This window comes from Afifella sp. JA880 (genome assembly GCF_025379905.1).
Classification (GTDB): Bacteria; Pseudomonadota; Alphaproteobacteria; order Rhizobiales; family Afifellaceae; genus Afifella; species Afifella aestuarii.
The window spans coordinates 504,122-525,931 of sequence record NZ_JAOANH010000002.1 but is presented as its reverse complement, the minus strand read 5'-3'; the positions used below and the strand labels follow the sequence as shown (position 1 = coordinate 525,931).

The following is a 21,810-nucleotide window of genomic DNA, read 5'->3' as shown; positions in this document are numbered from 1 at the left end:
CGATGGATATCCTCGCGCAGGCCGCGGGCCTCGTCTTTCAGCCCTATGTGCTTCTCGTCATCTTCGCGTCGGCCTGTTTCGGTCTTTTCGTCGGTGCGATCCCGGGCCTGACGGCGACGATGGCGACGGCGCTTCTGGTGCCGATCACCTTTTTCATGGATCCCGTGCCGGCGATCGCGGCGATCGTGACGGCGACCGCGATGGCGATCTTCGCCGGCGACATTCCGGGCGCGCTTCTGCGCATGCCGGGGACGCCGGCGAGTGCGGCTTACGTCGAAGACGCCTATCTGATGACGCAGGACGGGCGCGGCGACGAGGCGCTCGGCGCCGTCCTCGTGTTTTCCGCGATCGGCGGCATTTTCGGCACCATCGTGCTTGTGACGACGGCGCCGGCGCTTGCCGAAATCGCGCTCAAATTCTCATCGTTCGAATATTTCTGGCTGGTGCTTTTGGGGCTCTCCTGCGCCATCTTCGTGTCGCCGAGCTCCGTCACGCGCGGCATGATTGCGCTTCTGATCGGGCTTTTTGCGGCGACGATCGGCATCGACAATCCGGCCGGACAGCCGCGCTACACCTTCGGCAATGTCGAGCTTTTGGCCGGCGTGCAGTTCATCCCGGCGATGATCGGGCTCTTTGCCGTGTCGGAGGTTCTGCGCTCGATCGTCTATTCGAAGGATCGGCCGAGTGTCGATCGCTCCGGCAAGCATACGGTGTTCACGCGGCAATGGACGAATATCCGCCGCTATCCGATCCAGATGCTACGTGGGAGCGCGACGGGGACGGCGATCGGCGCGTTGCCGGGGGCGGGTGCGGATATCGCAGCGTGGATTTCCTATGCCGTCTCCAAGCAGTTTTCGCGGCAGAAGGAGAAGTTCGGGCGCGGGCATGTGGAGGGGCTGGTGGAGGCCGGGGCGTCCAACAACGGGGCCGTTTCCGGGGCCTGGATCCCGGCGCTCGTCTTCGGCATTCCGGGCGATTCCATCACCGCGATCGTGATCGGCGTTCTCTACGTCAAAGGCATGAATCCGGGCCCGACCGTGTTCATCAACGATCCGCAGCTGATCTATGCGGTGTTCATGGTGTTCTTTCTGGCGAACATCATCATGCTGCCGCTCGGCTGGGTGGCGATCAAAGGCGCCTCGACGCTGTTGTCGATCCCGAACCGGGTGCTGATGCCGGTCATTCTGCTCTTCTGCATCGTCGGCTCGTTCGCCATCAACAATTCCGTTTTCGGCGTTCTCCTGATGCTGATCTTCGGCGTGCTCGGCTTCATCATGGAGGAGAACGACATTCCGATCGCCCCGGCGATCCTGGGCCTCGTCCTCGGGCCGATGCTGGAGCAGAATTTCATCACCTCGATGATCAAGGCCGATGGCAGCTTCCTCGCCTTCTTCGAGCGGCCGATCGCGGCGGGGCTCGGCATCTTTACGATCGTGGTCTGGTCGATCCCGATCATCCTCTATCTGCGACGGCGATGGACGGCCTCCGCGGCCTCTCCCAAGGAGGATCTCCCGCAAGGATGAGGAGCGCCCCTGAAAACGAATGGAAGATGTCATGACGCGACCCGAGCTTTTGATGGTCGGCCCTCTCGCCGACGCCGTGATTGCCGAGATCGAGAAGGATTTCACGGTTCACCGCTATTTCGCGGCGGACGACAAGGAGGCGCTTCTCTCTGAGATCGGCGAGCGGGTGCGCTTCGTCGCGACCGGCGGGCACCACGGCTGTTCGGCGAAGATCATCGAGGCGCTGCCGAAGCTCGAGATCATTTCCTCCTTCGGCGTCGGCTATGACGCGGTCGATGTCGCTGCGGCGAAGCGCGCCGGTGTGCGGGTGACGAACACGCCCGACGTGCTCAACGATTGCGTGGCGGAAATGACGGTCGGGCTGATGATTGCGCTCGCCCACCGGCTGCCGCAGGCGGACCGCTATGTGCGCGACGGCCGCTGGCCGGGCGGAGATTTTCCGTTGATGGACGAATTGCGCGGGGCGCGCGCCGGCGTTCTCGGCCTCGGGCGCATCGGCAAGGAAATTGCCAGGCGACTGCAGGTCTTCAAGATGGAAATCGTCTATCACGGCCGCCACAAGCAGGCGCACGAGCCCTATCCCTATTTCGCCGACCTCACCGAGATGGCGAAGGCCTGCGACTGGCTGGTGGTGATCGCGCCGGGCTCGAAGGAAACGCAGGGCATCGTCAGCCGCGGCGTGATGGAGGCGCTCGGGCCGGAGGGGAGGCTCGTCAACATGGCGCGCGGCTCGCTCGTCGACGAGCCGGCGATGATCGAGCTTCTGAAATCCGGCGGGCTCGGCGGGGCGGCGCTCGACGTTTTTGCCGACGAGCCCAACGTGCCGGACGAACTGAAGGCGCTCGACAATGTCGTCTTGTCGCCGCATCAGGGCAGCGCCACGCACAAGACGCGCGCGGCGATGGGGCAGATGGTGGTCGACAATCTGCGGGCGCATCTCAAGGGCGAGCCGCTTCTGAGCCCCGTCGCCTGAGGCGGGCGGGAAGGCCGGCTGTCTGCTGTCGGTAAGGACTTCGAGCCATAACGCAGAAGGGCGGCATGCATGCCGCCCTGTCGTCCTCAGACTGTCATCAGGCTATGTCGTCCGGCCCTTTGAAGGAGGCGCAGCGCCATGCTGCGCCCCGTTGCGCGGTCCAAGCCGCGCCATGCGCGTTTCGGAAAATCAGGCCGCCAGGCCCTCCTTCGCGAAATGGCCGCACCAATCGCTCTCTTTCACGACCGGCCAGTATCCAACGGCATCCGCCACGGGCTGCGTGACGGGCGGGTTGAACCGGCAGAGACCAGCATCTCTGATCTCGCGGTCGTTGTTGGCGTGGTGATCTTCAAAGAAAGCGCAGCTGCTGCATACGGGTTTGTCAGCCATGGCTCTCTCCTTTGCTTTCGGGCTTCAGAGTGCTTTCTTCCGAAGCCAACGCATGAATTATACGATTATCGTCTAACTTATTCAAGAAATGTCTTTTGTAGTTGCTCAAAGGCGTGGCGGTAATCACGTGATATTCCAGTAATATTTGAATTCTTTGTATCGTTTATTTTTTTGGCGCCGATTTTCGTAGTTCCAGCTTGGATCTGAGGGCGACGGGTCCCCGCCCGGCACGCCTATTCCTTCACCGCACCCGTCATCGACGAGACGTAGTAGTCGACGAAGAAGGAATAGAGGATGACGACCGGCAGCGAGCCCAGGAGGGCGCCGGACATCAGGGCTCCCCATTCGTAGATGTCGCCGCGCACGAGCTCGGTGAGGACGCCGACGGGCACCGTCTTGTTCTCCGAGGAGGAGATGAAGGTGAGGGCGTAGATGAACTCGTTCCACGACAGGGTGAAGGCGAAAATGCCGGCGGAGATGAGGCCGGGGACGGCGAGCGGCAGGACCACCTTCGTCAGGATCTGAAAACGCGAGGCGCCGTCGACGAGGGCGCTTTCCTCAAGCTCGAAGGGGATGGTGCGGAAATAGCCCATCAGCAGCCAGGTGCAGAACGGGATGAGGAAGGTCGGATAGGTGAGGATGAGCGCCAGGCGGGAATCGAAGATGCCGACCTGGAAGACGATGAAGGCGAGCGGAATGAAGAGGATCGACGGCGGCACCAGATAGGCGAGAAAGATGAGGAGGCCGGTGGTGCGTGCGCCGGTGAAGCGGATGCGCTCGATCGCATAGGCGGCGAGGACGGAGGCAAACAGCGACAGGAAGGTGGAGGCGAAGGCGACCAGCATCGTGTTCCACAGCCAGCCCGGATAAGACGTCTCGAAGAGCAGGTAGCGGATATGGTCGAGCGTCGGCTCGACCACCCAGAAGGGGCTGTAGCGGTCGTAATTGGTGAGCTGGTGGTCCGGTTTGATCGCCGTGATCGCCATCCAATAGAACGGGAAGAGCAGCACGAAGATGAAGACGGCGAGCGGCAGATAGACGACGAGGATGCGCCGCGTCACCGTGTTGAACTGATCCATGCCCTCCGTGTCGTCGCGGGTGGAGGCTGCGGGGCTGAGGCTTTTCTTGGCCATGGGTGCGTTTCCTCAGTCGTTGCCCTGCTGCCAGCGGCGGCGCTGCAGCCCGAAGAACGAGAACAGAATGGCGGCGAGCAGGAAGGGGATCATGGCGACCGCGATCGCCGCACCTTCGCCGAGCTGGCCGCCGGGAATGGCGCGCTGGAAGGAGAGGGTGGCCATCAGATGCGTGGCGTTGACCGGTCCGCCGCGCGTCAGAACGTAGATGAGCTGGAAGTCGGTGAAGGTGAAAAGCACCGAGAAGGTCATGACGACGGCGATGATCGGGGTCAGAAGCGGCAGCGTCACCTTGGTGAAGCGCTGCCAGGAGGTGGCGCCGTCGAGCGCTGCCGCCTCGTTCAGGGATTGCGGGATCGTCTGCAGGCCGGCGAGAAGCGAGATCGCCACGAAGGGAATGCCGCGCCAGACATTGGCGGCGATCACTGAGGCGCGGGCATGGTTCGGCTGGCCGAGGAAGTTGATCGGCGCATCGATCAGCCCCCATTGCATCAAGACCCAGGAAATAATCGAGAACTGGCTGTCGTAGATCCACCAGAAGGCCAGCGCGGACAAAACCGTCGGCACCACCCAGGGGAGAAGGATGATCGCCCGGAAGAAGGTCTTGAAGGGCAGGTGCTCGTTCAAGATGAGGGCGAGCCAGAGGCCGAGGCCGAATTTCAGGACCGAGGCGACGACGGTGTAGAGAATGGTGTTGTAGACCGACAACCAGAAGATCGGGTCATCGAAGAGCCAGATGTAATTCTCAAGGCCGATGAATTCGCCGGTGCGGCCGATGCGCGTGTCGGTGAAGCCGAGCCAGACGCCGAGACCGAGCGGATAGGTCAGGAAGCACAGGAGAAAGACCGCCGCCGGCAGCATGAAAAGAAGCCCGAGGCCGTTGCGGCTCTCCAGGAACCTCGAAAGCAGCGAGCGGCGTGGTGTCAGCGGCACATCCGTCATTGTGAGCCTGTCTCATCTTTTGGTCGGCACAGCACCTTGGCGGCGCGGGCCTGGCTGGTCTGAGGGGCTTTGAGATAACGGGCGCCGGCCGTAGCCGGCGCCCGGCTCCCCCCCGGTGCCTCAGCTGTAGTAGCGCCTGGCGCGGCGTTCCGCGTTCGCCATGGCGTCTTCGGGCGAGCGCTGGCCGGTGACGGCCTCGGCGAACATGTCGACGAGGACGTAATCGGCCATGACGCCGGCGGAGGCCGGTCCGAGCGGGCCGGCATAGCCGTTCGGCCGCAGGCTTTCAGAGGCGCGCGAATAAGGCTCGTGCACGGGGTTCGACGTCCACACCGGATTGTCGGCGAATTCCTTCAGAGCCTGACAGCAATAGGCGCTCGCACCTTCGATCCAGGCGTTCATCTTGTCCGACTGGTACATGAACTCCAGATAGGCCTTCGCCGCCTGCGGATATTTGCAGTGCTTGAAGATCGAGAGCGTCGAGGTCTGGTGAAGCTCGACCGATTTTCCGATCGGGCCGACCGGCAGGTTCACCGTGCGGATGTCCTCGGCGATCTCCTTCATCGCCGGGTCCTTGGCGGCGGCGTAATAAAGCGAGACGCCGTTTGCCGTCAGCGAGATCTGTTCGGCGAGGAAGGCGCGGTTGTTGTTGATGTCGAGCCAGCTTTCCGTGCCCGGAATGAAGGTCTCGTAGAGCGCCTTGGCGTATTCGATCGCGGCCTTGGTCTCGGGGCTGTTGATCGTCACCTTGCTGTTTTCGTCGACCATCATGCCGCCATGGCTCCAGAGAAGCCAATGGGCGTAATTGTTGCCGTCGCCGACGGCCTTGCCGTGCGGGAAGCCGGCGGGCGTGCCGTTCGCCTTCAGCGCCTTGCAGAGTTCCAGGAAGCCGTCCGTATCCTTCGGGAATTCGGAGAAACCGGCTTTCTCCATATGGCTCTGGCGGTAGCAGACGGCGTTGCCGATGGCGCAGAGCGGGACGGCGATGAAGCTATCGTCCTGACGGGCATAGCCTTCGAGACCTTCGTACCAGCCGCCATGCGCCTCGCCGAGTTTGGTGGCGAGGTCGGTCACGTCGACGAGCTTGTCGGGATACTGGAAGGGATCGTCGAACCAGCTCATCACCATATCGGGACCCGAGCCGACATTGGCGGCGACCGCAGCCTTCGGACGGACATCCTCCCAGCTTTCCTGGTCGATGCGCACCTCGACGCCCGTCGCCTCGGTGAAGGCCTTGGTGTTGGCGTTCCAGGCCTCTTCCTCGCCGGTGACGAAGGGCACCCAGCGCAGGAGGCGAAGCGAAGCGCCTTCTTCCGGCTGGAACGTCATGCCGGCGGATTGGGCGAACGCCCGGCGGGCGCCCGGAACGCCGGAAAAGGCGGCGCCGGCGGCAAGGCTCGCCGTGCCGCTCAGAAAGGTTCTGCGATCGATTGGCATTGTCGGTTTCCTCCACGTTGCGGGATGTTTTTTTGATGCGCTTCTTGCGGCTCCCGCGACCGCAGCGATGAGGGCTTTCTGCCCTTCTGGCCGGCCTTTGGCCGGAGATTTCACCCATTCAGATCGTCAAGGCGCTCACACGGAGAGCCGGTCGCCCTCCTTCGCATCGAAGAGATGGACGGAACCCGCGTCGATGGTGACTTTGAGTTCGTCGCCGGGGCCGGCGGAGATGCGTTCGCGGAAGACGCAGACGACCTCCGTCTCGCCGAGGAAGGCGACGACATGGGTCTCAGAGCCCGTCGGCTCGACCACCTCCACGCGGAGCGTGGTGTCGCCGCCGAGCTGAAAGTGTTCCGGACGTACGCCGTAGATCATCTCGCGCCCGGGTTCGGCATCACCGGGCTCGGCGATCGGCAGGCGCTCGCCGTCGCCGGTGACGAAGATGTTGCGGTCGTTCGCGTCGAGGGTGCCCGTCACCATGTTCATCGCCGGCGAGCCGATGAAGCCCGCGACGAAGAGGTTTTCCGGCCGGTCGTAGAGATCGAGGGGGGCGCCGACCTGCGCGACGATGCCGTCATGCATGACGACGATCTTGTCGGCCATGGTCATCGCCTCGATCTGGTCGTGCGTGACGTAGACGGTGGTGGTCTTCAGGCGCTGATGGAGGTTCTTGATCTCCGTGCGCATGGAGACGCGCAGCTTGGCGTCGAGGTTGGAGAGCGGCTCGTCGAAGAGGAAGACCTGCGGCTTTCTGACGATGGCGCGGCCCATGGCGACGCGCTGGCGCTGGCCGCCGGAGAGCTGGCGCGGATAGCGGTCGAGGAGATGGGAGAGGCCGAGCATTTCGGCGGCGGGCGAGACGAGGCTTTCGATCTCCTTCTTGGAGACGCCCTTGAGCTTCAGGGAGAAGCCCATGTTCTCCGCCACCGTGATGTGGGGGTAGAGCGCGTAGTTCTGAAACACCATGGCGATGTCGCGCTCTTTGGGCGGCAGCGCGTTCACGACGCGATCCCCGATCAAAATCTCGCCGGCGGTGATGTGTTCCAGACCTGCCAGCATGCGCAGGAGCGTGGACTTTCCGCAGCCCGAAGGGCCGACGAGCACGACGAACTGGCCTTCCTCGATATCGATCGAGACGCCGTGCAACACTTCCACCGATCCGAACGCCTTGCGGACGTCGCGGAACGTCACCGATGCCATACGTTTCCTCGCCTTGGATTATTAATGTATTCGTTATGGCTATAGTGGCGGCTCTTCCGGCGCTGTGCAACCGTTTCCTCAACAATGCGGAAAACGGCCGAAAAACTCTGGAAATTCTGGAAGATGAGGCCGCGGACGGCGGTAGCGGAAAGCCGACGACGCTGCCTGAGCATTCACGTATACGCACATTGTGCGATGTCTTTTGGGCGTGACGAGGTGCCGTGAGGGGCGCCGCACGGGGCTCTGCAAGTGACGCTGAGATAAACCTGGGGGCCGCGCTTTATTGCTGGCCGATATCGACCACGTCGACAGTGACGTCGCGGGTGCGGCCGTCGCGTTCGAGCGTGAGCTCGACGGTGCCGCCGACGCCCGCCGCTTCGAGTTTTTTGGTGAGGCCGGTGAGGCCCCGGACTTCGTCGCCGTCGATGCCGACGATGATGTCGCCGATGGTGCCGCGGTACTGATTGAGGCCTTCGATGCCGGCCCGGTCGGCGGGCGAGCCCGGCACGATTCCGGCGATGACGACGCCAGATATGCCGAGATGGGCGGCGATCGATTCATCCGCCGCCAGAATGCCGATGCCGGGTGTCGGCACGCGCCCCGAGGAGATGAGGGAGGGGACGACGCGGTTCGCGACATCGACGGGGATGGCGAAGCCGATGCCGGCATTGGCGCCGGACGGCGAGAAGATCGCCGTGTTGATGCCGATGAGACGGCCGGCCGAATCGAGCAGCGGGCCGCCGGAATTGCCGGGATTGATCGCCGCGTCGGTCTGGATGACGTCGGCGATCTCGCGGCCGCCGCTCGTCGGCAGGCGCCGCTTCAGCGCGGAGATGATGCCCATCGTCAAGGACTGGTCGAGGCCGAAGGGATTGCCGATCGCATAGGCGGTCTGGCCGACTTTTAGATCGTCGGTGGTGCCGAGCGGCACCGGCGGCGGCAGGCGCGTGCGCGGGGCGAGCCGGAGGACGGCGAGATCGTAATTGGGGGCGCGGCCGACGAGGCTTGCAGCCACCACCTCGTCATCGGCGAGACGCACGGAGATCGATGCGGCGTTCTCCACCACATGGTTGTTGGTGACGATGTGGCCGGCCTCGTCCCAGACGAAACCGGTGCCCGATTGCAGGCCGTTGCTCTGGCCGAAGCGGCTTCCCCGCGGGCGCGCCACGACCTGGACGACGGAGGGGGCGATCTCCTCGAAGACGGAAACGCTGGAGCGTTCGAAATCGGAGAGTTCGGCACGCGGGGCGATCGGGCGCGGCGCGGTCGCCGAGAAGAAAAAGCGGTCGACATAGGGCTGCAGCAAGAGAAGGGCGAGAAGGACGACGAGAAGCGCGAGAAGTGCGCGGGTGCGGGTTTCGTTCACGTCCAATCTCTCCGAGCGGGCCTCCTCAGATGATTGGCACCGGCTTTTCGGGGAGGCAACCAGGCAGCCGGGATTTGGTGGGCGGTCATGGAGGAGAGAGGGGCAGAAGCTCCGCCGTCCCTCGTGCCCCCTGCCTGTGCGCGCCTGCGTGGTGCGATCAGGCGCTGGACGAATTAGGGGCGGCCGATGTGCGGGGCCGCCGTGCCGGGCATGGTGTGAACCTTATTCGCGCCTCGCCGCGATCAGGGCCATATCGCATAGACGTAGCCGACATATCCGCAGAGAAGAGCTGCCCCTTCCCAGCGCGCGATACGCAGTCCCGTCCAGGCGAAAGCCACGAATGCAAGTGACACCCCGATCATCACGAGGTTGTCAAAAGCGACGATCTCCTGAGGGACGGCACCCGGTGATGCCAGTGCCGTGAACCCGCCTATTCCCAGGATGTTGTAAATATTGGAGCCGACGATGTTGCCGAAGGCCACGTCGCCCTGCTTGCGAATTCCCGCCACGACCGAGGTCACGAGCTCGGGCATGGACGTGCCGACGGCGACGATGGTCAGCCCGATGACCGTTTCGGAGATCGCGTAACTGCGGGCAAGCGCCACGGCACCATCGACGAGCAGGCGTCCTCCCATGACGACGAGGACAAGCCCGCCGATCGCGATCAATGCCGAGACGAGCAAGGACGTTTGCGGCGGTTGCGCCGGCACAAGGGCTGCGTCGGTCTCCTGCAAAGCCGCGCTCTTTTCATAGACCGCTCCGTGACCTGCCGGCGCTGCGGCCCTTTCCTGCCGGAAGGCGAGGTAGATGTAAGCGAGCAGCGCCGCCACAAAGAGCCCGCCCGCAATGCGGCCGAGGGGCATCGAAAAGGCCACCGCCGAGAAAACGATCGCAACCGCCAGCATGACTACGCCATCCCGTTTCAAAGCGCCGGAGGCAATGATCATCGGGCTGACCAGTGCAGCTATCCCTGCAATCAGGAGTATGTTGGCGATGCTGGAGCCGACTATGTTGCCGTAGGCGATGCCGGGTGCACCGGAGAGCGCCGCCTGCACCGAGGTTACCAGTTCCGGCGTGGACGTTCCGAAGCCGACCAATGTCAGGCCGATGACCAGAGGTGAGACCCCAAGTCCGGCCGCAACCCGAACGGCGCCGCGTACCAGCAGCTCCCCGCCGACGACCAGCAGGATAAGTCCCCCTGCGAGAGGCCCCCAGATTTCAAACATGTCGACCCCTTTGCAGCTGGGAGGAGCAATAACTGATAGAGCTCAACTTACAGCGGTCAATGGAACGTGTCCCTTGGCCCGGGGGCTGGAGACCGCGTGGATAGGATGAATGGACGGGGAAGCCGTCGCGTCGAAAAGTCTCTCTCGCGGAGACGCGGAGTGACGCGCCATGCTGCTGAATACGCTTTCTCCGTGCCCGGTCTCGCCAACAGCGATGCTGGACGGAGCCGCCGCTCTCAGACGATCAGAAGGAATCCCACATGCCAGATCTTTCCGATGCCGATCTCAACCGGCTTCTCGCGCAGGATGCGCCTTATGGGGACCTCACCACGCAGGCGCTGCAGATCGGCGGGAAGGCCGGGCGCATGAGCTTTGCCGCCCGCGATGCGATGGTGCTGTGTGCGTCCGAAGAGGCGGCACGGATGATCCGGCGCGCGGGCGGGGAGATCGCTTCGGTGTTGCCGAGCGGATCGACGATCGAGGCGGGGACGGTGTTTTTGAGTGCGGTCGGGCCGGCCGCAGCGCTGCACAAGGCCTGGAAGGTGTCGCAGACGCTCGTCGAATACGCCTCCGGCATCGCCACGCGCGCCAACCGGATCGTCGAGGCGGCGCGCGCGGAGGCGCCGGAGATCGTCGTTGCCTGCACGCGCAAGAATTTTCCCGGCACCAAGGAGATCTCCATCAAGGCGGTGATGGCCGGCGGGGCCGGCATCCACCGGCTCGGGCTGTCGGAAACGATCCTCGTCTTTCCGGAGCACCGCGTGTTTCTGGATGGCGCCATGGCGGCGTGGATGACGGCGCTGAAGCGGCACGCGCCGGAGAAGAAGATCGTGGTGGAGAGCGATGATCTCGACGAGGCCGAGGCGCTCGCGAAGGCCGGGGTCGACGTCATCCAGCTGGAAAAGCTGGAGCCCGAGGCGGTTGCGGAGATGGTGCGGCGGGTGGCCGGGCTGACGCCGCGGCCGGTGGTGGCGATGGCCGGCGGCGTCAACGAGGCGAATGCGGCGCGTTATGCGGCGACGGGCTGCGACGTGCTGGTGACATCGGCGCCCTATTTCGGCCGGCCGAGCGACGTGAAGGTCACGATCGAACGCGGGTGAGGGTGCGCAGGCGGGGCGGGTGAGCCTTGTCCCGGGTCCGCAGCGAGGTCTTGTCCCATTGCGTTCAGTCGGTTCGGTCCGCTAGCTGACGCGATGCACGACTTTCTTTGCGCCATGCCAGTCCTGCGGGCGAAGCGATGACGGATCCACAGAATGCGAGCGATCTGAAGCCCAAACGCATCCTCGTTCTGGGCGCGACCGGGACGATCGGCCGTGCCACTGTGAAGGCGCTCATGGCCTGCGGCCATGAGGTCGTCTGTTTCGTGCGGCCGAAAGCCGGTATCGGCGGGGCGCTGACGCCGGAGGGGACGGCGAAGCTTCTGGAGGGGGCAAAACTGCGCTTCGGCGAGGTGACGGACCCGGCCTCGCTCAGGCGCGACGGGTTTTCCGGCGAGCCGTTCGACGTTCTCGTCTCCTGCCTGGCCTCGCGCACCGGCGGTGAGAAGGATGCCTGGGCGATCGATTATCAGGCGCATTCAGACGCGCTTGCCGCCGCGCGGGAGGCCGGCGTGAGCCAGATGGTGCTCTTGTCGGCGATCTGCGTGCAGAAACCGCTTCTCGCCTTCCAGCAGGCAAAGCTCGCCTTCGAGAAGGAATTGATCGCGTCGGGGCTCACCTATTCGATCGTGCGGCCGACGGCCTTCTTCAAATCGCTTGCCGGCCAGATCGACCGGCTGCGTGCCGGAAAGCCCTATCTTCTCTTCGGCGACGGGCGGCTGACGGCGTGCAAGCCGATCAGCGACGACGATCTCGGGCGCTATCTCGCCGAATGCGTGGATGACGAGGACCGCCACGACAAGATCCTGCCGATCGGCGGGCCGGGCGATGCGGTGACGCCGATCGAGCAGGGGGAAAGGCTGTTTCAGCTTCTGGGCAAGGAGCCGAAATTCAAGCATGTGCCGGTGGCGCTGATGGATGCGATCATCGCCGGGCTGAGCGGGCTTGGCAGGTTCTCGCCGAAACTGCGCGCCAAGGCGGAGCTCGCCCGGATCGGGCGCTATTACGCGACGGAATCGATGCTGCTCCTCAACCCCGAGACCGGGCGCTACGACGCGGCGGCGACGCCGTCCTACGGCACCGAAACGCTGTTCGATTTCTATGCGCGGCTCGTCACAGGCGAAGCGCGCGTGGAACGCGGCGACCACGCGGTGTTTTGACGGCCCTTCCCGGGGGGGTCGGCAGGGGGCCTTGGCGGAGGAGGCGGCGGCCGATAGGTTTGCCCGCACACAGGAGGACGACCTCTCCCGTTTCGGGTTGCCCAAGCTCGGGTCGCTCATTTCGGGCTGCAATGTCCAGGACGGCCTGGCCCATCAGATGTGGAGGGGCTCGTGCCTTGGATCTATCTCGTCGTCGCCGGTATTCTCGAGGTCGTCTGGGCTTTTGCGATGAAGCAGTCCGATGGCTTCAGCCGGCCCGTCCCGACCCTCATTACAGTGACCGCCATGGCGGTGAGCCTGTGGCTTCTCGCGCTCGCCATGCGCAGCATCCCGCTCGGCACCGCCTATACGATCTGGACCGGCATCGGCGCGATGGGGGCGTTCGTCGTCGGGATCGTCTTTCTCGGGGAGCCGCTGAATGCGGCGAGGATTTTGGCTGCGCTCCTGATCGTTTCGGGGCTCGTGCTGATGCGGATCGCGAGCGCCTGAGGTTTTCGTTCTGCCAGGGCGTGGAGCTGCCGCTCTCGGATGCAGCCGCGGTTGCGGGGCGCAGCGAAAAAGATCGGGCGGATCAATCGCTTCCGCGCCGGCCTGCGACCTTCTGCGTCGGTGCGATCGTCGCAGAACGTTTCTTGCGTGGAAAGAATGAGTTAGAAGAGCGGCGCGGTTCTTTCTGGTGCTCTTCGCGCAACTCTGGTGCCAGCGTTCGGGACCGAAATGTCCGCTCGATGCGGCTGTGAGCGCCTGCCGTCGACGGCGGGCGGCACCGGCGCCAATCGGCGCCCCCTTGGGTTCAGCGAGGCTGATATGGCGAGAGTTTCTCCGGTACGGACACCCAATGTCCGCCAGATTCGGGCCTTTCTCGCCGTCGCGAAGCATCTGCGCTTCACCCGGGCGGCGGAAGATCTCAACATCTCGCAGCCGGCGTTGACGGTGCAGATCAATCAGCTTGAAGAGGTGCTCTCCATCAAGCTCTTCGATCGCAACAAGAGACAGGTGTCGCTGACGCCGGCGGGTCGCAACCTCTTGCCGATGTTTGAACGCATCGTCACCGATCTCGAAGACGTGGTGATCGCCAGCACCGATCTCGCCTATGCGCGGCGCGGGGCGGTACGCGTGGCCGCCCTTCCTTCCGTCTCCGCGAGCCTGCTGCCGAAGGCGCTCGTCTCGTTTCGGCGCACGCATCCCAATATCAGCGTGCGCATCCGCGACGTGGTTGCCGACGACATCATCAACATGGTGAAGGCCGAACAGGTCGATTTCGGCATCGGCATCCGTCTGACGCCCGACCGGGACATCAAGGTCGAGAATTTCATCACCGACCATATCTGCGCCTTCTTCCGGCGGGGGCACCCGATCGAGGACGCGCCGCCAGTGCTGACCATCAAGGATTGCGCGCCCTATCCGCTCATCCTGACGAGCCGCACCAGCAGCGTGCGGGTGCTGTTCGAACGCGCGCTCGCGCGTGAGGGGGTGGAAGTCCATATCGCCGGCGACGTGAACTACATGTCGACCGCGCTCGGCATGGTGCGGGCGGGCTACGGCATCGGCATCCTGCCGACATCGGCGGTTGATTCCGGCCATACGATGGGGCTCGGCTTCAAACGCATCGACGCGCCCTGGCTCAACCGCCGCGTCGGCATCATACGCAAATCCGGCCGCTATCTGAGCCCGGTCGTGGAGCATTTCATCCAGGCGGTGCAGGACACGGCGGGCAACCTTCCGAGTGCGAATTTCCGCTCCGTGCGCCGTTCGGAGCCGATCGCAGCGGTGGAACGCAAGGTCTCCTGATAAGGCGAAGAGAGGGGACGGAGAGGGAAGACCCTCGGCGTTCTTCGGCGTCTTCGGCGACCGCGAAAGGGGCGTCGCCCGCATCTGACATTGGGACGAAAAGGCGGCGAGCCGATGGCCGTCCGGCGGTCTCGGCATGGCGAAAACCGTATTACTTGCCAGGCCATAGCTCTGTCGGCGGGGGCCCATGCGTCGCGTCCGCCCGTTTTTCCGGCAAAGAATATTTCCTGTGCAGCCGCGTCGGCTTTCCCTCCGGTGTTCGTTCCGCGCGCCCAAACGGAGGTGGAATGCCTGCAAGGCTCCATCCCGATTCAACGGCTGGTGAGCCGGCTGCTCTGGAGTGTACTCAATTCTGCTGTAAGGACATGCCGGCTTTCGGCGTGTTCGCCGGGCGAAGGCTCGGAACAGCGTGCCGTCGGCGTAAGGCGCTCACTTTTCGGGCATTCTTCGCCGGCTCAGAGCGAGGCCAAGGTGTCCATTTATAATTTTTTCCTATTAGTCCGTTCCAATAAATTCAATTCCTTAAACGTCGCTCTTCTGACACATTCTCTTCCCGAGATGAGGTTGCCTCAGATCAAAAGCAGTTAAGCGACGTATATCTTTGTCATGCGGACGGTAAATCCGCACGAGAAGTGGCGCCTGTATTTTCTGTTAAATCAGTAGATCCCAAAAACGGGCCCCTTGAACCAACATATACGTTACTTGGGGCAAGCCAGTTGAGGTCAAGCCATGTTGGCTCTACTCGGACTCATAACAATCCTCGTTCTGCTCACGTCGATCATGACCAACCGGCTGTCGCCGCTGGTCGCTCTGATCCTCGTGCCTCTGATTGCCGCCCTCCTTGGCGGTTTCGGTCTTGAGACCGCAAAGTTCATCGTCGATGGGCTCAAAGGAATTGCTCCGGTCGCGGCGATGTTCGTCTTCGCGATCGTCTTCTTCGGCATCGTCACCGACGCCGGCATGATGGACCCGATCATCGACCGGATCCTGAAGGCCGTCGGCCTGCGTCCGACACGCATCGTCATGGGGACGGCGCTGCTTGCGCTGATCATCCATCTGGACGGGTCGGGTGCGGTGACGTTCCTCATCACCATCCCTGCCATGTTGCCGCTCTATGACCGGCTCGGCATGGATCGTCGCGTTCTGGCTCTGGTCGCGTCACTCGCCGCCGGCGTCAACTTCCTGCCGTGGACCGGTCCGGTGCTGCGCGCCTCCGCCGCTCTCAGCGTTCCCGTCACCGACATCTTCAACCCGCTCATTCTGGTGCAGGTCGTCGGTCTCCTGTTCACCTTCACGACCGCCTACATCATGGGGCGTCGCGAAGAGAAGCGTCTCGGCCTGACCGGCGGGGCCGATGCGACCGGCGAAGCTGTCGTCACCGGCCGCGTGCTCACCGAAGCGGAACAGAAAACCCGCCGTCCGAAGCTCTTCTGGGTCAACATCCTGCTCACCCTCGGCGTGCTCGGGACGATGATGTCGGGTGTGGTTCCTGCCGCCATCATGTTCATGATCGGCACTGTCATCGCCCTCGTCATCAATTATCCGAACGTCGACGATCAGAAGGCCCGGGTGGACGCCCATGCCAAGGCGGCCTTGATGATGGCGACCATCCTCTTCGCGGCAGGCTCCTTCACCGGCATCATGCGCGGTACGGGCATGCTGACCGCGATGGCGCAGAGTGCTGCCGGCTTCGTGCCGGAGGCGATGGCCCAGCACATCCCGTTCGGCCTCGGTATCATCGCCATGCCGCTCAGCCTCCTTTTCGATCCGGACTCCTACTACTTCGGCGTCATGCCGGTCGTGGCCCATGTCTACGAGAACTTCGGTGGTGCTCCGATCGAAATCGCCCAGGCGTCCATCCTCGGCCAGATGACCACCGGCTTCCCGGTGAGCCCGCTCACCCCCGCCACCTTCCTGGTGGTCGGTCTGACCGGCATCTCGCTCGGCGAACACCAGAAATTCGCGATCCCCTTCCTGTTCGGCGCCTCCGTCCTGATGACGTTCGTCGCTGCCCTGATCGGTGTCTTCCCCTTCTAACGCCCGGCCCGCTCCGAGCCTGACGTTTCATTCCAGGAGTATTTCATCATGAAAACCATTCGTATCGGTGCCGGTGCCGGGTATTCTGGAGACCGCATCGAGCCGGCGCTCGAGCTCGCCCAAAAAGGCAAGATCGACTACCTCGTCTTCGAGTGCCTGGCCGAGCGCACGATCGCCATCGCCCAGAAGGCAAAGCTCGCCGATCCCACCAAGGGCTATGACGCCCTTCTGGCCGATCGCATGGAGGCCGTTCTCAAGGTCTGTGCCGAAAAGGGCATCAAGATCATCACCAATATGGGCGCGGCGAACCCTGAAGCCGGGGCCGAAAAGACCCGGGAAATCGCGGCCGCACAGGGGCTTTCCCTGAAGATTGCTGCCGTTTCCGGCGACGATGTTCTGGAGACCCTGAAGTCCGGCGACATCAAGATCACCGAGACCGGGCAGCCGGCGGCGTCGATGTCGAACGTGCTCGTCTCCGGCAATGCCTATCTCGGCGCCGCGCCGATCGTGGAAGCGCTGGAGCAGGGGGCCGATGTCGTCATCACCGGCCGTGTCGCGGATCCGGCCTTGTTCCTCGCTCCGCAGATCAAGGAGTTCGGCTGGGCCTTCGACGACTGGGCGCATCTCGCCAAGGGGACGGCCGTCGGCCATCTCCTGGAATGCGGCGGCCAGGTCACCGGCGGCTATTTCGCAGAGCCGGGCCGCAAGGACGTGCAGGGTCTCGGCCATCTCGGCTTCCCGATTGCGGAAGTCAGCGAGGACGGCAGCTTCGTCATCACCAAGGTGGAGAGCGCGGGCGGTCACGTCACGACTGACACCTGCAAAGAGCAGATCCTCTACGAGGTGCATGATCCGAAGAGCTATCTGACGCCCGACGTGACGGCCGATTTCTCGCAGATCACCTTCACCCAGGAGGGCCCCGACCGCGTGCGGGTCGAGGGCGTGACGGGCCGCGAGAGGCCGGCGACGCTGAAGGTCTCCGTCGGCTATGTCGACGGGTATATCGGCGAGGGGCAGATCTCCTATGCGGGGCCGGGCGCCTTGGCCCGGGCGAAGCTCGCTCTCGAGATCGTCCAGGAGCGGCTCGACATCATCGGACTGCAGAGCAGCGAGCTGCGCTACGACCTCATCGGCGTCAACGCCATCCATCGCGACGTCCTCGCGCCCCAGCCCGAGCCGACCGAAGTGCGCGCCCGCGTCACCGGCCGTTGCGAGAGCATGAAAGAGGCCGTGCGCATCGGCAACGAGGTGGAGACCCTCTACACGAACGGCCCGGCCGGCGGCGGCGGTGCGACCAAATCGGCCCGACAGGTCGTGGCGATGCTTTCCGCCCTCGTGCCACGGGCAGCCGTGACCCCGCGGATCCAGATCATTGAGGTGCAATCATGAAACTCTTCGACATTGCCCATTCGCGTACCGGCGACAAAGGCGACATCTCCAACATCTCGGTCATTGCCTATGACGAGAAAGATTATGCGCGGCTTGCCACCCATGTGACGGCCGAACGGGTGAAGGAGCATTTCAAGGGCATCGTTCACGGCGACGTCGTCCGCTACGAACTGCCCAGCATCGGCGCCCTGAACTTCGTCATGTACGAAGCGCTCGGCGGCGGCGTGACCCGCTCGCTCGCTCTCGACCCGCACGGCAAATGTCTCGGCTCCGCGCTTCTGGCGCTGGAAATCCCCGACAGCGACGTCTGAGCCCCTCTTCGGGGGAGGAACTCCCCCCTTCCGGCAGGCCTTCGGCGCAGACCGGTCCTCCCCCGAAGAAACCCTCTCGCAGGCAAGGAAAATATCATGTGCGAAGTCATCTGCGTCGACGATGCCGTTGAACGGATCGAAGACGGCGCGGTGGTGATGATCGGCGGTTTCATGGGCTCCGGCACACCGCCGCGGCTGATCGATGCCCTGGTGCGGCAGAAGAAGTCCGATCTCACGATTATCTCAAACGATACGGCGAAACCCGGCATCGGCATCGGCAAGCTCATCGATGCCGGTCTCGTGCGCAAGGTCATCACCAGCCATATCGGCACCAATCCGATCACCCAGAAGCTGATGATCGCCGAGGAGCTGGACGTGGAGCTGGTGCCGCAGGGCACGCTCGCCGAGCGCATCCGGGCGGGCGGCTTCGGCCTCGGCGGGGTTCTCACCCGCACTGGCGTTGGCACGCTGGCGGCCGAAGGCGAGACGACGCTCGAGGTCGACGGTGAGACTTATGTGCTCGCCAAGCCGTTGCGCGCCGATGTGGCGCTCATCAATGCCAAGCTCACCGATTATCTCGGCAATCTCACCTATTCGCTGACGGCGAGGAACTTCAATCCGCTGATGGCGATGGCGGCCGACAAGGTGTTCGCCGAAGCCGAAGCGATCGTCCCGGTCGGAACGCTGGCGCCCGATGTGATCGCCACGCCGCACGTCCTGGTCGACTATCTGGTCTCGAAGGAAGCCTGCCATGGATAACAAGGTTCTGATCGCCAAGCGGATCGCGCAGGAGCTGAAATCCGGCGATCTCGTCAATCTCGGCATCGGCATGCCGACGCTCGTCGCCTCCTATCTGCCGAAGGATCTGGAGGTCTTCTTTCAGTCCGAGAACGGCATCATCGGCATGAGCATGCTGCCGCATCCGGGCCTGGAAGATCTCGATCTGACGGATGCCGGCGGCAATCCGATCGGTGCCGTGCCGGGAGCGGCGGGCTTCGATTCCGGCTTCTCCTTCGGCCTCATCCGCGGCGGGCATCTCGACGTCACGGTTCTCGGCGGCCTGCAGGTCGACGAGCGCGGCTATCTCGCCAACTGGATGGTGCCCGGAAAGATGGTGCCGGGCATGGGCGGGGCGATGGACCTCGTCGCCGGGGCGAAGAAGGTGATCGTCGCCATGACGCACACCGCCAAGGGCGCGCCGAAGATCGTCAAGGAATGCAGCCTGCCGCTGACGGCGGAACGCCGCGTCGATCTGATCGTGACGGAAATGGCGGTCATCAAGCCGACCGCGGACGGCCTCGTCCTCAGCGAGGTCGCACCCGGAACGAGCGTCGAGGACGTCCTTGCGGCAACCGAAGCGAGCCTCATCGTTCCCGACGCCGTGGGCGAGATGAAGGTGGCCGCCTGAGCGACCGCCGACAACAATCCTCTCCCGGCACCGTGGCCGCCCGGCAGAAAGCGCGGGCGCCTTCAACGGGGCGGGGAGGGGGTCGCAGCAACCTCTTCTCATGGGACATCCCATCATGACTGACATCGTAATCACCGCAGCCGCACGCACCGCCATCGGCTCGTTCGCAGGCGGGCTTTCCACGGTTCCGGCAGCAGAGCTCGGCGCCGTCGTCATCCGCGCGCTTCTGAGCCGCGCGGGGCTCGCCCCGCAGGAGGTCGACGACGTGATCCTCGGCCATGTGCTGACGGCGGGGCTCGGGCAGAACCCGGCGCGGCAGGCGGCGATCCAGGCCGGGCTGCCGGTGACCACGACGGCGTTGACCGTCAACCAGGTCTGCGGCTCGGGGCTGCGCGCCGTCGCGCTCGGCCTGCAATCTCTCACCTGCGGCGACGCCAATGTCATCATTGCCGGCGGGCAGGAGAATATGAGCCTTGCCCCGCATGCCACCTATCTGCGCAAGGGCGTGAAGATGGGGCCGGCCGAGATGGTCGATACGATGATCAAGGACGGCCTGTGGGACGCCTTCAACGATTATCACATGGGCATGACGGCGGAGAACGTCGCCGACGGCTACGGCATCACCCGCGAAATGCAGGACGCTTTTGCCGCCGCCTCGCAGCGCAAGGCCGCAGCGGCCCGCGAGGAGGGTCGTTTCGCCGCCGAGATCGTTCCCGTGAGCGTGCATTCGCGCAAGGGCGAGACGATTGTCGATGCGGATGAATTCATTCGTCCCGACACGACGCCGGAAGGCCTTGCGAAGCTGCGCCCCGCCTTCAGCAAATCGGGCAGCGTCACGGCCGGCAATGCGTCGGGCATCAACGACGGCGCGGCCGGCGTGGTGTTGATGTCGTCGGAGACGGCCGAAAAGCGCGGCGCGACCCCGATGGCCCGCATCGTCTCCTGGGCGACCGCCGGCGTCGATCCGAAGATCATGGGCACCGGCCCGATCGCGGCCTCGCGCAAGGCGCTCGACAAGGCCGGATGGTCGGCCACGGATCTCGATCTGATCGAGGCGAACGAGGCCTTTGCCGCTCAGGCGATCGCCGTCAACACCGAGCTCGACTTCGACACCGACAAGGTCAACGTCAATGGCGGGGCGATCGCGCTCGGCCATCCGATCGGTGCCTCCGGTGCGCGCATCCTGGTGACGCTTCTCAACGAAATGCAGCGCCGCGACGCCAAGAAGGGCCTCGCCACGTTGTGCATCGGCGGCGGCATGGGCATGGCGCTCTGCGTCGCTCGCGATTGAGGCGCTGAACCACCCGTCATCCTCCTCCCTCGCTCCCCCCGACCTCCGGCCCGACAGCTCCCTCCCATTCCAGATCGGTCCGGCGGTCGCGCCTCCCGCCCGTCCACACTTCCGGGCGGGAGGCGGCAGGGAGCCCGCTTCCTCCGCCCATTCGTCCCCCGCTCACGCCCCCCGCTTATCCTAGGACTTTTCCCATGACTGCCTTTTCTCAGATCCCCGAAACGCGTTCGCAGCTCGCCCGCCTCAAAGAGCTGTGCGCGCATCTGCCGCCGCTGCCGACCTCCGTCATCTACCCGTGCGACGAGACCTCTCTGCGCAGTGCGGCCGACGGTGCGCGCGAGGCGCTGATCGATCCCGTGCTCGTCGGTCCGAGTGCGATGATCGAGAAGCTCGCGCTCGCCCATGAGATCGACATTTCGGGCCTGCGCATCGTTGAGGCGCCGAATGCGGCCGCCGCTGCCGCGCGCGGTATCGATCTCGCCCGGGAAGGGGAGACCGGCGCGGTGATGAAGGGGGCGCTGCATTCCGACGAATTGATGGGCGCCGTCGTCAAGCGCGACCGCGGCCTGCGCACGTCAAAGCGCATCAGCCACGTCTTCATGATGCGCGTTCCGACCTATCCGAAATCGCTGATGATCACCGACGGCGTCGTCAACATCGCGCCGACGCTCGAAGACAAGGCGCATATTGCGCAAAACGCCATCGATCTGGCGCGGGCGCTGGGCGTGGAGGCGCCGCGGGTCGCGGTTCTTTCCGCGGTCGAAACGGTCAATCCGAAGATCCCGTCGACCGTCGATGCGGCGGCGCTCTGCAAGATGGCCGATCGCGGCCAGATCCGCGGCGGCATCATCGACGGGCCGCTCGCCTTCGACAATGCGATCTCGGCCGAAGCGGCGCAAACCAAGGGCATCGTCTCGGAAGTCGCGGGCCGTCCCGATATCCTGCTCGTGCCGGATCTCGCGGCCGGCAACATGCTCGTCAAGGAACTCACCTTCCTCGGGCGTGCCGAGGTCGCAGGCATCGTTCTCGGCACCGCCGTTCCGGTGATGCTGACGAGCCGCGCCGACAGCCTCGATTCCCGCCTGTCCTCCTGTGCGCTCGCCTCTCTCGTCGCCAACCATGCCGCGGTCGCGTGA

At 64.3% G+C, this 21,810-nt stretch carries 20 protein-coding genes; 13 read left to right on the top strand and 7 right to left on the bottom strand.

All coding sequences use genetic code 11. The annotated features are described in order from the left end of the window. Positions 1 to 2: 2 nt before the first annotated feature. Positions 3 to 1,523: a tripartite tricarboxylate transporter permease gene (locus NYQ83_RS10710; RefSeq protein WP_261214595.1), complete on the top strand. Its 1,521-nt coding sequence runs from the start codon at positions 3 to 5 to the stop codon at positions 1,521 to 1,523. A 31-nt stretch (positions 1,524 to 1,554) separates the two neighbouring features. Next, positions 1,555 to 2,496, top strand: coding sequence for a 2-hydroxyacid dehydrogenase (locus NYQ83_RS10705; protein WP_261214594.1), 942 nt, complete (start codon positions 1,555 to 1,557; stop codon positions 2,494 to 2,496). 189 nt (positions 2,497 to 2,685) lie between these two features. On the opposite strand, the gene NYQ83_RS10700 is transcribed toward NYQ83_RS10705, so the two are convergent. The 7 genes from NYQ83_RS10700 to NYQ83_RS10670 all read right to left on the bottom strand — a co-directional run bounded on the left by NYQ83_RS10700 (position 2,686) and on the right by NYQ83_RS10670 (position 10,190). Further along, positions 2,686 to 2,886: a hypothetical protein gene (locus NYQ83_RS10700; protein WP_234628678.1), complete on the bottom strand. Its 201-nt coding sequence runs from the start codon at positions 2,884 to 2,886 to the stop codon at positions 2,686 to 2,688. Positions 2,887 to 3,119: 233 nt separating this feature from the next. Further along, a complete protein-coding gene (locus NYQ83_RS10695) occupies positions 3,120 to 4,019 on the bottom strand; it encodes a carbohydrate ABC transporter permease (RefSeq protein WP_370642334.1) in 900 nt (299 codons plus the stop codon). A 12-nt stretch (positions 4,020 to 4,031) separates the two neighbouring features. After that, positions 4,032 to 4,961 carry a carbohydrate ABC transporter permease gene (locus tag NYQ83_RS10690; RefSeq protein ID WP_128291311.1) on the bottom strand — a complete coding sequence of 310 codons (930 nt, stop codon included), beginning with the start codon at positions 4,959 to 4,961 and terminating at the stop codon, positions 4,032 to 4,034. Between the two features lie 120 nt (positions 4,962 to 5,081). Continuing rightward, a complete protein-coding gene (locus NYQ83_RS10685) occupies positions 5,082 to 6,398 on the bottom strand; it encodes an ABC transporter substrate-binding protein (RefSeq protein ID WP_261214591.1) in 1,317 nt (438 codons plus the stop codon). A 135-nt stretch (positions 6,399 to 6,533) separates the two neighbouring features. Then, positions 6,534 to 7,598 (bottom strand): ABC transporter ATP-binding protein, encoded by a 1,065-nt coding sequence (locus NYQ83_RS10680; protein ID WP_234628676.1) that lies wholly within the window; start codon positions 7,596 to 7,598, stop codon positions 6,534 to 6,536. 280 nt (positions 7,599 to 7,878) lie between these two features. Beyond that, positions 7,879 to 8,964, bottom strand: coding sequence for a S1C family serine protease (locus NYQ83_RS10675; protein WP_261214590.1), 1,086 nt, complete (start codon positions 8,962 to 8,964; stop codon positions 7,879 to 7,881). Positions 8,965 to 9,206: 242 nt separating this feature from the next. Beyond that, entirely contained in the window at positions 9,207 to 10,190 is a 984-nt protein-coding gene (locus NYQ83_RS10670; protein ID WP_261214589.1) for a calcium/sodium antiporter, read from the bottom strand. Between the two features lie 260 nt (positions 10,191 to 10,450). Between NYQ83_RS10670 and modD the strand changes: the two genes are divergently transcribed. The 11 genes from modD to NYQ83_RS10615 all read left to right on the top strand — a co-directional run bounded on the left by modD (position 10,451) and on the right by NYQ83_RS10615 (position 21,810). Beyond that, positions 10,451 to 11,290, top strand: coding sequence for a ModD protein (gene modD, locus NYQ83_RS10665; RefSeq protein WP_261214588.1), 840 nt, complete (start codon positions 10,451 to 10,453; stop codon positions 11,288 to 11,290). A gap of 137 nt (positions 11,291 to 11,427) precedes the next feature. After that, entirely contained in the window at positions 11,428 to 12,447 is a 1,020-nt protein-coding gene (locus NYQ83_RS10660) for an NAD(P)H-binding protein (RefSeq protein ID WP_261214586.1), read from the top strand. A 171-nt stretch (positions 12,448 to 12,618) separates the two neighbouring features. Then, positions 12,619 to 12,936, top strand: a complete 318-nt coding sequence (locus tag NYQ83_RS10655; protein ID WP_261214583.1) for a DMT family transporter — start codon at positions 12,619 to 12,621, stop codon at positions 12,934 to 12,936. 318 nt (positions 12,937 to 13,254) lie between these two features. Then, complete coding sequence (locus NYQ83_RS10650) at positions 13,255 to 14,238, top strand: LysR family transcriptional regulator (protein WP_128291320.1); 984 nt, start codon at positions 13,255 to 13,257, stop codon at positions 14,236 to 14,238. Positions 14,239 to 14,967: 729 nt separating this feature from the next. Beyond that, a complete protein-coding gene (locus NYQ83_RS10645; protein ID WP_261214580.1) occupies positions 14,968 to 16,275 on the top strand; it encodes a CitMHS family transporter in 1,308 nt (435 codons plus the stop codon). 48 nt (positions 16,276 to 16,323) lie between these two features. Further along, positions 16,324 to 17,664, top strand: a complete 1,341-nt coding sequence (locus NYQ83_RS10640) for an acyclic terpene utilization AtuA family protein (RefSeq protein ID WP_261214578.1) — start codon at positions 16,324 to 16,326, stop codon at positions 17,662 to 17,664. Continuing rightward, entirely contained in the window at positions 17,661 to 17,975 is a 315-nt protein-coding gene (locus tag NYQ83_RS10635; RefSeq protein WP_261214577.1) for a hypothetical protein, read from the top strand. Before NYQ83_RS10640 ends, NYQ83_RS10635 begins: the two co-directional genes overlap by 4 nt. A 96-nt stretch (positions 17,976 to 18,071) precedes the next feature. Next, positions 18,072 to 18,734, top strand: a complete 663-nt coding sequence (locus NYQ83_RS10630) for a CoA transferase subunit A (protein ID WP_261214576.1) — start codon at positions 18,072 to 18,074, stop codon at positions 18,732 to 18,734. Further along, positions 18,727 to 19,383, top strand: a complete 657-nt coding sequence (locus tag NYQ83_RS10625; protein WP_261214575.1) for a 3-oxoacid CoA-transferase subunit B — start codon at positions 18,727 to 18,729, stop codon at positions 19,381 to 19,383. Before NYQ83_RS10630 ends, NYQ83_RS10625 begins: the two co-directional genes overlap by 8 nt. 115 nt (positions 19,384 to 19,498) lie before the next feature. Next, positions 19,499 to 20,674 carry an acetyl-CoA C-acetyltransferase gene (locus tag NYQ83_RS10620; RefSeq protein WP_261214574.1) on the top strand — a complete coding sequence of 392 codons (1,176 nt, stop codon included), beginning with the start codon at positions 19,499 to 19,501 and terminating at the stop codon, positions 20,672 to 20,674. A gap of 194 nt (positions 20,675 to 20,868) precedes the next feature. Continuing rightward, positions 20,869 to 21,810 carry a bifunctional enoyl-CoA hydratase/phosphate acetyltransferase gene (locus tag NYQ83_RS10615; RefSeq protein ID WP_261214573.1) on the top strand — a complete coding sequence of 314 codons (942 nt, stop codon included), beginning with the start codon at positions 20,869 to 20,871 and terminating at the stop codon, positions 21,808 to 21,810.